This window comes from Bacillus cereus group sp. N21 (assembly GCF_016483395.1).
Taxonomy (GTDB): Bacteria; Bacillota; Bacilli; order Bacillales; family Bacillaceae_G; genus Bacillus_A; species Bacillus_A pseudomycoides.
Map to the genome: position 1 here is coordinate 60,827 of NZ_JAEHBX010000023.1, position 11,448 is coordinate 72,274.

Here is an 11,448-nt window from a genome sequence, read left to right on the forward strand (position 1 = left end):
ACTGATTCCGTATATTTGACGTCCTGATATGTAAACGCTTACTTAATCGTTTACATCATATACAATGAAGGTACCAAATCGAAAGAGGTGGCCAAAATGAGTACAAAAAAAGTATACAGTTTCTTATCACAAGCATTTGTTTTTTCAGCTATCATGTTGGTTTCTCATATTATTGCAACGCACTTACCAATTCCAATGCCTTCATCAGTAATCGGATTAGTCATTTTGTTTAGTCTATTATGTTTAAAGGTTATTAAGTTGGAGCAGGTTGAATCACTTGGAACGGCGTTAACAGGTATTATTGGATTTCTTTTCGTACCATCTGGTATTTCCGTTATTAACTCTCTTGGGGTAATGGGGCAATACTTTGTACAGATCATAACTGTAATTGTTGTCGCAACAATTATTTTACTAGCAGTAACAGGTTTATTTGCACAATTTATTCTAGGTAAAGATGAAAAAGAAACAACTGATACAAAACAATTAGATGTTGTAAATAAAGGACGCAAACACGGAAAAGTTGCTTAATATATCAGACCATATATGGTTAGGAGGTAATGAACATGGCAAGCACAATGACTCCATACTTCGGAATCGTCGTTTCATTAATCGCATACGGGATCGGAACATTCTTATTTAAACATTCAAAAGGATTCTTCTTATTTACACCACTGTTTGTAGCAATGGTACTTGGTATTGTCTTTTTAAAGGTTGGAAATTTTACATTTGAAGAATATAATACTGGCGGTAAAATGATTAGTTTCTTCTTAGAGCCAGCAACAATTGCCTTTGCAATTCCGTTATACAAACAAGTTGATAAGCTAAAAAAATATTGGTGGCAAATTTTATCCGCTATCGTTGTTGGATCTGTTTGTTCGGTGATTGTCGTGTTCATTGTCGCAAAAGCAATTGGTTTAGATACATCTGTAATGAACTCTATGCTACCACAGGCAGCAACAACAGCAATTGCACTACCAATATCTGAAAGTATCGGTGGTATTCCAGCAATTACATCTTTTGCAGTTATCTTTAACGCAGTTATTGTATACGCACTTGGTGCTTTATTCTTAAAAACATTTAAAGTGAAAAATCCAATTGCGAAAGGATTAGCGCTAGGAACTGCGGGACATGCACTTGGCGTTGCGGTTGGGATTGAAATGGGCGAAGTAGAAGCAGCGATGGCAAGTATTGCAGTAACGGTCGTTGGGGTTGTAACAGTAGTTGTTATTCCGATGTTTATGCCATTTATCGGTTAACAGAATATGTTTTGTGAAAAATATAAAAGCAAGCTATTCGTAGGACAGATTTCTACTGATAGCTTGCTTTTTGTGTTACAGTAGTGGTAAGACCTATTTTATATAAAAATAAATGAGATTTTCCTTAAATCTTCATTAATACTTTGGATAATACGTTCTGAAAAGGGCTATTGTATTGTAAAATAGAAAGTAGCTAATGTATCTTGATCTTAAATCTAGCGAAAGCAAAGAAGATAGGTAGGAGAGTCCATAAGCACTCGATTTGTGGGGGATATAAAGAAAATCCCACTTATTAAAGTCTCACTTTATAGGACAGGAGAGATCACTCGTCGATTATGCAAATGAAAAGCCTGTTTCAAAGCAAAGGATTCCAAAGATTACTTGTACTGCTCTTGTTGGCTCTTATATTATATGGGCTACAAAGTATGTTTAATTTAATTTTAATTACGTTCATTCTTACGTATTTAATGGATCGATTCCAAAAGTTTATTTCTCGAAAACTCGATCATTTTATGCCGATTAATCGAAAAATTATTATATCGTTATTATATGTGATGTTAGTTGGTGGAATCACTGTTACGTTAGTTAAGTATCTGCCAGTACTAACGGTGCAAATCTCACAATTAATCTACCAGTTTAATGTATTCTTTAAAAATCCACCAGATAATGAAATTATAAAGGCAGCAATTAATGCCATTAACCATATGGAGCTTTCCAAATATATTGGGCAAGGTGTGGACATTCTTTATAAATCCATCGCCAATGTTGGGAAATTTGGGCTGCAATTTTTCCTTTCTCTTATTTTAAGTTTATTCTTCTTGCTTGAGAAGGCACGTATTGTCGCTTTTACCGCGAAATTTAAAGAGAGCAGACTTGCCGTTTTTTATAATGAAATTGAATATTTCGGAAAGAAATTCGCACGTTCTTTTGGAAAAGTAATTGAAGCGCAGTTTTTAATTGCTATTGTTAATTGCGTTTTATCTGTTATTGCGCTATGGATTTTAGGATTTCCACAATTGCTCGGTTTAGCGCTAATGATTTTTTTACTTGGTTTAATTCCAGTAGCTGGTGTAATCATTTCGCTCGTTCCGCTTTGTATGATTGCTTATAATATTGGTAGCATTACGTATGTAGTTTATATTTTAATAATTGTTGCTGTTATTCATGCACTTGAAAGTTATGTGTTAAATCCAAAATTCATGTCACAAAAAACGAATTTACCGATTTTTTATACATTTATGGTATTAACTTTCTCTGAACACTTTTTAGGTGTGTGGGGGCTTATTATTGGTATACCAATTTTTGTGTTCCTATTAGATGTGTTAGATGTGACGAGCGATGAGATAGAAAAAGATTCTGCTAAAAAATAGAGTGAAAAAAAGCATCGGACGCCGGTGCTTTTTCTTTTATAACTTTTAACTTCTTATGCCATACTGTAAGAAGAATTAAATAATTGGGGTGAAATAAAATGGCTATAAATGAAAAGGTAGAAATTGCAACGTTTGCAGGAGGGTGTTTCTGGTGTATGGTTTCACCATTTGAAGAGATGGAAGGTATTATACAGGTTGTTTCAGGTTATACGGGTGGGGATAAAGAGAACCCGACTTATAAAGAAGTTTGTTCTGAAACAACAGGGCATTATGAAGCGGTACAAATTACATTCGATGCAAATAAAATGCCATATGAAAAATTATTAGACATTTATTGGAGGCAAATTGATCCAACAGATATTGGAGGTCAATTTCATGATCGTGGACAATCTTATGAAACTGTAATTTTTTATCATAGTGAAGAACAACTTGAACAAGCAGAAGCTTCAAAAATGGCACTTGCTGAGAGCGGTCGGTTTTCGAAACCAATTGCTACAAAAATACTCCCTGCTACTACATTTTATCCAGCTGAAGAGTATCATCAAGGATATCATAAGAAAAATGCATTTCGCTATGAATTATATCGCCAAGGATCAGGACGCGATGCGTTTATTAAAAAGCATTGGCCGAAAGATAATACGCATTTAAAAGAGCGATTAACAGATATGCAATTTTATGTAACACAAGAAAATGGTACAGAGCCTCCGTTCCAAAACGAATATTGGAATCATAAAGAGGAAGGAATTTACGTAGACATTGTTTCCGGTGCACCACTATTTACTTCTTTAGATAAATTCGATAGTGGATGCGGTTGGCCGAGTTTTACAAAACCAGTGATGTCCGCTAGTGTAAAAGAGAAAATGGACGTTAGTCACAATATGACGCGTACGGAAATAAGAAGTAAAGAAGGCGATTCTCACCTTGGGCATGTGTTCCCAGATGGGCCAGGTCCGAATGGTCTTCGTTACTGCATTAATTCAGCAGCGCTTCGGTTTATTCCGAAAGAGGAATTGGAGAAAGAAGGCTATGGGGATTTTTTAATCTTGTTCGGAAATAAAAAATAACCTCGCATATCGCGAGGTTATTTCTTTATTCTACTGTTTTCTTTTTAAACTTACTGAGTACCTCATAAACAATTGGAACGATAAGAAGTGTTAGTAATGTTGAACTTGTTAACCCACCAATTACCGTTACTCCAAGACCTTTAGAAATTAATCCACTTCCTTCGAATCCTAGTGCAAGCGGGATAAGGGCACCAATTGTTGCGATTGCAGTCATTAGAATTGGGCGTAAGCGTGTTGCGCCAGCTTCTAACAATGCTTCGCGTGTTGATAGCCCCTCGCGCTCCTTATGAATAACACGGTCGATGAGAACAATTGCATTCGTTACAACGATACCGATTAACATAAGGGCACCAATCATTGCCGATACGCTTAACGTTTCACCAGAAATCAATAAGGCAACAAGTGCACCGATGATTGTAAATGGTAGCGAGAATAAGATTGCGAGTGGTGCAAGTGCACCGCCGAATGTAACGACAAGAACGAAGTATACAATGGCAATCGCGGCTAACATTGCTAGGCCAAGTTGTTTAAATGATTCTTGAATATCTTTTGTAACACCACCCATAGAAACATCTACACCAGAAGGAAGATTCATTTTATCTACTTCTTTCTGGACAGCAGCAGATGCTTTAGAAACATCATCAGATGTTAATTTTGCACTTACTTCTGCATAAACGCGACCATCACGATGTGTTACTGTATTGGAAGTTTCACCTTCTTTTACAGTCATAACATCTTTAACAGCAACCTCGTTGCCAAGTGGTGTTGTAATTTTACGATTTGTTAAATCATCAATTGTTTGATAAGCATGTTTTTCTGCTTCTACATATACGTTAACATCTTTACCGTCTTTTTTGATTGTAGTAAGAACAGGGCGATCATGTTGGTTAGAAAGTCCCATTCCAATTTGGGCAGCGGTTAGCCCCATCTTACTTAATTTTTCTTGATCAGCGACTAATGTGTATTCTGCGTATGTTTTTGCAATACTAGAGTCAACATCTTTTAAATCTTTATTCTTTTTCATGATGTCCTGAATATCTTTAACAACAGGTTTGATGTCTTCTGAGCTATCTCCGTATACATACAGCTTGATTTCATTGCTCCCGCCACTTGCTCCGAAGTCTTGGCTTTTCCATTCACCTTTTCCTGTCATCTTTTGTAAGTCTTTAATAACTTGTTCTTTCTCTTTGTCGAAGTTCTTTGTGTCATTATCATACTGAACGAAGAACATAGCTTGATTTGTTTTACCTGGACTCATTGGGTTTTCTCCACCTAATGAGAACTGAATTGTTTTTACATCTTTTTTATCTTGGAAGTGTTTTTCAGCTTTTGTTGTAATTTTTTCAACATCTTCTAAAGTTTGCCCTGGTGCAGGGTTATACGTTGCAATGATCATTTTCTCTTCTTCAGATGGTAAGAAACTTACACCGATAATTGGTACAAGTGCAAGGCTACCTACTAATAAAAGAACAGCAAGGCTAGATGTAATGATTTTATGGTTTAATGCCCATCCAAGCAGGCGTTTATAGCCATTTGCTAATTTACTTGGTTTTTCTTCATGATGTACTTGTTTTTCTCTTGTACTTTCCTTTTTAAATAAAGAGTGTGCTAACATTGGTACAATTGTAACTGCTACAAGTAATGAAGCTAACAAGGCAAAGACAATTGTTAAAGCGAACGGTAAGAACATTTCACCAATCATACCTTTTACAAGTCCAAGAGGTAAAAAGACTGCAATTGTTACAATTGTTGAGGACATAATCGGAACAAACATCTCTTTTGTCGCTTCACGAATTAAGTCCCTACCCTTTAATTTTTCGTCTGATAAGGACATGCGTCGGTAAATATTTTCAATAACAACGATCGAATCATCGACAACGCGCCCAATGGCAACGGTCATCGCTCCAAGCGTCATCATATTAAGTGTAATATCCATCTGTTTTAATACTAAAACAGCAATTAATAAAGAAAGTGGTATAGAGACAACAGAAATCAATGTTGTTCGAATGTTTCGTAAGAACAACATAATAATAACAATAGCAAAGATGGCACCAAATATTGCTTTGCTAAGCATAGTATCAACTGATTTCTCAATCGGTGCACCTTGGTCAAATGTTGAGATGATTTCTAAGTCTTTATATTTTTTCTCAAAGTCCTTCACTTTGTCTTTGACCGCATTTACGACATCAACTGTATTTGCATCAGCAGCTTTTACGATTTGGATACCGATTGCTTCTTTTCCATTTGTACGCGAAATAGATTCGGCTTTTCCTACTTCTTTAATATCAGCAATTTCTTCTAATGTAACAGTGGGAATTCCGTTAGCTGCAGCTGGATTCATCTGTGGCGCTTGAGCTCCTGCTCCTGGTTTGCCTTGACCACTTGCTGCTGAAGGGACGGCAGGAATCTTCATTTCTTTTAAAGCTTTGATTGTTGTAATATTACCATCTACAACAACTGATTTCTCCGTATCTTTAAAAGTATAGAGACCAAGTGGTAAAGATACATCAGAACCTTTAATGATATTTTTAATAGTATCTTCACTTAAACCCAATTCTTGCATCTTATCTTTTTTAAAGACGAGTTGCACCTCATCTACTTGTTGTCCAGCAATTTGAACAGATGCAACGCCATCGAGCCCTTTTAGTCCTGGAACAATATTTTTTTCAACCTTTTCAGTTAAGGCAGCTAAAGATTCATCTTTACTTGCTACGCTTAATGAAATAACAGGAAAGGTATTAAAGTTTACTCGAGAAACTTTTGGATCTTTCACGCCTTCTGGTAATTTTACATTTGCAAGTGCTTCTTTAATTTCAGTTTCAGCTTTTTCCATATTCTTATCAAAGTCATATTCTACTTGAATAGACGAAGCATTTTGATAAGAGGAAGAACTTACAACGTTCACGCCATTTAAATTCTGCAGCTGTTCTTCCATCGGTTTCGATACCTTATCAGCTACTTCTGCTGGCGTAGCACCAGGATAAACCGTTGTTACCGTTACAACTGGCGTTGTAATGTCAGGAATTGTTTCTAGCTTCATATTAAGGCCGGAGTAAATCCCTGCAATGGTAACAATAATGGTTAGTAGCCAAACTGCGAACTTATTTTTTAAAGAAAAGTTAATGATTTTGTTCATGTTTGCGCTCCCTTTTTAACGTGTATTGACCAATCGGTCAGTCTAATACATAATATAACTGACTGATTGGTCAGTCGTCAATGAAAAGGAATGGTATAATAAAGGGAAACTTCCATCAGTGGGGAGGGTTCTTCATCCCTCATTGATAGTTAGTCCTTACCAATTGGGCTTTTACAGGCAGTTATCCTCCATCTATCTTCCTCGTTTCTCTCTGAACCTAGAGGTGGAGGGACTGCCTGTTAATGCGGGATAAAGTTAAGGTGAAATTTTATGATGCGAGATCGAATTAGGAGAGAAAATATGAAAGAAAAAGAACGTTTAATTATAGAAATGGCAATGAAGTTATTTGCAACTAAAGGTGTGAACGCAACGTCGGTACAAGAGATTGTAACAGCATGCGGTATATCAAAAGGAGCATTTTATCTATATTTTAAATCGAAAGATGAATTGTTATTAGCGACACTCCGATATTATTATGACAAAATCCATAAAAAGATGATGGCTATTGATGGAGAATCATTGCTGCCACGTGAAAAGTTTGAAAAACAACTACATTGTCAATTTAATGATGTACAAAAACATAAGGAATTCATTATTATGCACGCGAGAGAAAATGCAATTCCTTTTAATAAAGAAGTAGAAGCATTTATGATGAGAATGAAGCTCGAGTCACATGCATTTTATCGAAATAGTTTATTATCAATTTATGGTGGACAGGTTACTCCATATCTTTTAGATCTTGTTATTATGGTAGAAGGGATATGCAGGGGTTATTTAGAGTTAATTATTTTAAATGTAGCTGAAATAGATTTATTTCATGTTTCATCATTTATTTTAAAGAGGGTGGATGATCTTGTAGCAGGTCTTGTACAATCTAAGGATACGCCTGTTTTACATGAAGAAAAGCTGGGACAATTCTTTTGTAGTTCAGAGCTTATTAAAGAGCAGGCAAAAGAGCATTTTTTACAGGAAATTGTTATGTTCAAACGTACATTAGCAGATCAATTAGAAAATGATGAGTTGTTAGTTACTTTAGATGTTCTCGAAGCTGAAATGAGGTTGCTAAATCCGAGAGTTCCAGTTATTCAAGGGATGCTCGCTAATTTAAAAGCTTACGATGATTTGAAGGATTTTCGGTTGAGATTAGCTGGGTATTATCATATAAAAGTTATATAGGATGGATTTGTTCATCCATAATAAAAAGGGGATCATAATAGATCCCCTTTTTATTAGTTATTAGATTGTGCCCATTCTTCTACGTTCCAAACTTTTGTAATCCAATCCTCATAGAAATCTGGTTCGTGACATACAAGAAGGATTGTTCCTTTATATGCTTTTAAAGCTTTTTTTAATTCTTCTTTAGCTGTAACATCAAGGTGATTTGTTGGCTCATCAAACAGGATCCAGTTGCTTTCTTCACCCATTAATTTACATAGACGGACTTTCGCTTGCTCTCCACCGCTTAATTGGCTTAATGGACGAGAAATATGCTCGTTTTTCAAACCACATCGTGCTAACATTGCCCGAACTTGGTGCTGATCTAGACTTGGGAATGTATTCCATACATCATCGATGGGCGTTAAATTCTCAGCTTTTACCTCTTGTTCGAAGTATGCAGGTTCTAAGAAATCACCAAGGCTTGTTTTCCCGCTTAATGGTTTAATTTTACCTAGGATTGTTTTTAATAATGTTGATTTACCAACACCATTACATCCAACAACCGCGATTTTTTCTCCACGCTCAATTGTCATCGTTAATTTTGGTAATAATGCATGTGTGTATCCAATTTCTACATCTTCACCTTCAAAGACAAAGCGACTGCTTGCGCGACATTCTTTGAAAGAGAATTCTGGTTTAATTGCTGTTTCTGGGCGATCAATACGCTCCATGCGATCTAGTTGTTTCTGACGACTCTTTGCACGACCTGTTGTAGAATAACGAGCTTTGTTTTTTGCGATAAAATCTTCTTGTTTTTTAATGAATTCTTGCTGCTTTTGATAAGCGTTTAAATGTTGATTTTTATTGATTTCAGCTAGCTCTAGGAATTTTTCATATGTCGCTGTGTAACGCGTCATTTTTGAGAATTCTAGATGGAAAATAACATCAACACATTTGTTCATAAATTCCGTATCATGGGAAATTAAAAGGAACGCATGTGGATATTCTTTTAGGTAATTTGTTAACCATTGAATATGTTCAACATCTAAATAGTTGGTCGGCTCATCAAGTAATAGTACTTCTGGTTGTTCAAGTAATAGCTTTGCAAGTAATACTTTTGTACGCTGCCCACCACTTAATGCAGAAACATCACGGTCTAATCCAATTGCATCAATTCCAAGACCACGTGCAGCTTCTTCAATTTTAATATCTAATAAATAGAAACCACCTGCTTCAAGTGCATCTTGAATCTCTGCCATTTGATCAAGAAGTTCTTCTAATTCTTCCGGCGTAGCTGTTCCCATTTTCTCAGTAACGATATTGAGTTCTTTTTCTTTCTCAAATAAAGGTAAGAACGCATCTGTTAATACGTCACGGATCGTTCTGCCCGGTGTTAATATTGTATGTTGGTCTAAATATCCGTAATGTGTACCAGGTGTCCATTCTACGCGTCCTTCATCATGGATAAGTTGTCCAGTAATAATATTCATAAATGTTGATTTACCAACGCCGTTTGCACCAACTAAACCAACATGTTCTCCTGCTAATAAGCGCATTGATACGTCTTTAAATAGTGTACGATCACCAAATGTATGACCTAAATTTTCAACTGTTAATAAGCTCATAATGTCCTCCGTCCATTTCAAAATAGTACCTTGAATCATGATACTAAATTCTCGGATATAATGCTATCCTTTCAAAATGTATATTTTTTCAAAAATAGGATTGCTTTTTTTTGGAAAAAGAATATAATGTAATTGAACGGTGGTTAATTAAATTGTGAGGTATGAGAAATGTCGCCAAGAAGAGCAGTTAAACAAGAATTAACGAGAGAAATGATTATGAATGCAGCAAGGGATTTATTTATAAAACAAGGGTATCAGCATACTTCAATGCGTAAAATCGCAGCAGAATTAGGATATAGTCATGGATCAATCTATTATCATTTTAAAAATAAAGCAGAGCTTTTTTATGCGATGGTTGAACAAGATTTTCAATTATTGGATCAAAGGCTAGATGAAACGATTGCTCAAAATTTACAGCGAGAAGAACAATTAAAAGCAGTGTTATTAGGTTTTATTGAATTTGGTCTACGAAATCAAAGTCATTATGAAATTATGTTTTTGATTAAAGATGAGGAATTAAAAGAATTTCTAGCAGATGAGCCAAATGCTAGTTATGATAAGTTCGCTAATGTTATATCTTCCTTATGTAATGGAAAGGTAAGCATAATGACTATATGGTCTGTTTTTTTATCATTACATGGGTTTGTATCGCATTATTGTAGAAATGTCCAAACGTTTGAAGATGTACAAGATTTAGCTAAAGCACATGTGAATTTTATTGCGAAATCGCTTCTTATGTAAGTGATTTTCTTTTTACAATTAATTGAACAGTGGTTAATTAAAAGGGGGATTAAGATGAAAAAGGCGTTAGTATTGGGAGCATCTGGAGCAATGGGATATGCAATTACAAAGGAATTGTGCGGGAGAGGGATTGATGTAATTGCTTTTGCGAGAAATAAGGAGAAGCTAGAAAAGCTGTTTTACGATGAGGAAAGAATACAAATAATAGCGGGAAATGTATTTAAGCAAGCAGATATAATGGAAGCTGCTAAAGATGTAGATGTGATCTTTCATGCTGTAAATATTCCGTATACAGATTGGGAGATAAAACAGCCAGAGTTACTAAAAAATATATTAGAAACGACGAAACATCACGGTGCTAAATTAGCGATGGTAGATAATATTTATGCGTATGGAAGACAAGGACGAGGGAAGGTAACGGAAGAGGTTGTAAAGAATCCACATACAAAGAAGGGGAAAATTCGTTTACAGCTTGAATTGATGGCGAAACAGGCTGGTGTACCGGTACTTACTGCTCATTTTCCAGATTTTTATGGGCCAAATGCAGAAAGTACGCTTGTTCATTATACGTTACAAGGTGTTCTTGCAAATAAAATATCTAGCTTTGTCGGGGATAAGAAGCTTGCTAGGGAATATATTTTTACGCCGGATGGAGCTAAGGCGATTGTTGAATTAGCATTACGTGATAGTGCATACGGGCAAAACTGGAACATACCAGGAGTGGGTGTAATTACAGGGGAAGAGATGATCGGGCATATAAGAGAATTAACTGGATATAAGAAGCCTATAATGACTGTAAAAAAACGTATGATTGGAATGCTTGGCCTATTTGATAAACAAATGAAGGAATTTTTAGAAATGTTGTATTTGACAGAAGAGCCAGTGGTGTTGAGTGGGGAAAAGTATGAGAGTTATATTGGTGAAGTACCAAAGACATCTTACCATGAGGGACTAAAGGAGACTATTTTGTTTTTGAAGGGGAGAAATTAGATAAAAAAGAAGAGAAAACTGTTCTAATATTTGAACTGTACCCTATAAAATGGACAGTTTAATAAAAAGACCTTTAAAAATTAGGCACTTAAAAGATGGTTCCGGTAT

The 11,448-nt window shown here is 35.6% G+C and carries 9 protein-coding genes; 7 read left to right on the top strand and 2 right to left on the bottom strand.

Annotated features, from left to right (window positions below; translation table 11 throughout):
• Positions 1-96 precede the first annotated feature (96 nt).
• The 4 genes from lrgA to msrB all read left to right on the top strand — a co-directional run bounded on the left by lrgA (position 97) and on the right by msrB (position 3,690).
• Entirely contained in the window at positions 97-528 is a 432-nt protein-coding gene (gene lrgA, locus JDS96_RS14910; RefSeq protein WP_016112789.1) for an antiholin-like murein hydrolase modulator LrgA, read from the top strand.
• Between the two features lie 35 nt (positions 529-563).
• Positions 564-1,256 carry an antiholin-like protein LrgB gene (gene lrgB, locus JDS96_RS14915; protein WP_003202485.1) on the top strand — a complete coding sequence of 231 codons (693 nt, stop codon included), beginning with the start codon at positions 564-566 and terminating at the stop codon, positions 1,254-1,256.
• A gap of 335 nt (positions 1,257-1,591) precedes the next feature.
• Positions 1,592-2,626 (top strand): AI-2E family transporter, encoded by a 1,035-nt coding sequence (locus JDS96_RS14920; RefSeq protein WP_003202488.1) that lies wholly within the window; start codon positions 1,592-1,594, stop codon positions 2,624-2,626.
• A gap of 98 nt (positions 2,627-2,724) precedes the next feature.
• Positions 2,725-3,690: a peptide-methionine (R)-S-oxide reductase MsrB gene (gene msrB, locus JDS96_RS14925; protein WP_199667256.1), complete on the top strand. Its 966-nt coding sequence runs from the start codon at positions 2,725-2,727 to the stop codon at positions 3,688-3,690.
• A 25-nt stretch (positions 3,691-3,715) separates the two neighbouring features.
• Here msrB and JDS96_RS14930 read toward each other — a convergent pair whose 3' ends face one another.
• A complete protein-coding gene (locus JDS96_RS14930) occupies positions 3,716-6,826 on the bottom strand; it encodes an efflux RND transporter permease subunit (RefSeq protein WP_199667257.1) in 3,111 nt (1,036 codons plus the stop codon).
• Positions 6,827-7,126: 300 nt separating this feature from the next.
• Between JDS96_RS14930 and JDS96_RS14935 the strand changes: the two genes are divergently transcribed.
• Complete coding sequence (locus JDS96_RS14935; RefSeq protein ID WP_018764851.1) at positions 7,127-8,002, top strand: TetR/AcrR family transcriptional regulator; 876 nt, start codon at positions 7,127-7,129, stop codon at positions 8,000-8,002.
• A gap of 53 nt (positions 8,003-8,055) precedes the next feature.
• Here JDS96_RS14935 and JDS96_RS14940 read toward each other — a convergent pair whose 3' ends face one another.
• Positions 8,056-9,648, bottom strand: coding sequence for an ABC-F family ATP-binding cassette domain-containing protein (locus JDS96_RS14940; RefSeq protein WP_199667258.1), 1,593 nt, complete (start codon positions 9,646-9,648; stop codon positions 8,056-8,058).
• Between the two features lie 129 nt (positions 9,649-9,777).
• On the opposite strand from JDS96_RS14940, the gene JDS96_RS14945 reads away from it, so the two are divergent.
• The gene (locus JDS96_RS14945; RefSeq protein ID WP_199667259.1) at positions 9,778-10,350 is read left to right on the top strand and encodes a TetR/AcrR family transcriptional regulator; all 573 of its coding nucleotides are present in this window, start codon (positions 9,778-9,780) and stop codon (positions 10,348-10,350) included.
• A 54-nt stretch (positions 10,351-10,404) separates the two neighbouring features.
• Entirely contained in the window at positions 10,405-11,340 is a 936-nt protein-coding gene (locus JDS96_RS14950; protein ID WP_199667260.1) for an SDR family NAD(P)-dependent oxidoreductase, read from the top strand.
• The last annotated feature ends 108 nt before the right edge of the window (positions 11,341-11,448 follow it).

Bases quoted from the DNA above. Each gene is read 5' to 3' on its own strand.
- JDS96_RS14950 (WP_199667260.1), top strand. From the start codon at position 10,405: ATGAAAAAGGCGTTAGTATTGGGAGCATCTGGAGCAATGGGATATGCA.
- JDS96_RS14940 (WP_199667258.1), bottom strand. From the start codon at position 9,648: ATGATTCAAGGTACTATTTTGAAATGGACGGAGGACATTATGAGCTTA.
- JDS96_RS14920 (WP_003202488.1), top strand. From the start codon at position 1,592: ATGCAAATGAAAAGCCTGTTTCAAAGCAAAGGATTCCAAAGATTACTT.
- JDS96_RS14945 (WP_199667259.1), top strand. From the start codon at position 9,778: ATGTCGCCAAGAAGAGCAGTTAAACAAGAATTAACGAGAGAAATGATT.
- msrB (WP_199667256.1), top strand. From the start codon at position 2,725: ATGGCTATAAATGAAAAGGTAGAAATTGCAACGTTTGCAGGAGGGTGT.
- lrgA (WP_016112789.1), top strand. From the start codon at position 97: ATGAGTACAAAAAAAGTATACAGTTTCTTATCACAAGCATTTGTTTTT.
- lrgB (WP_003202485.1), top strand. From the start codon at position 564: ATGGCAAGCACAATGACTCCATACTTCGGAATCGTCGTTTCATTAATC.
- JDS96_RS14930 (WP_199667257.1), bottom strand. From the start codon at position 6,826: ATGAACAAAATCATTAACTTTTCTTTAAAAAATAAGTTCGCAGTTTGG.
- JDS96_RS14935 (WP_018764851.1), top strand. From the start codon at position 7,127: ATGAAAGAAAAAGAACGTTTAATTATAGAAATGGCAATGAAGTTATTT.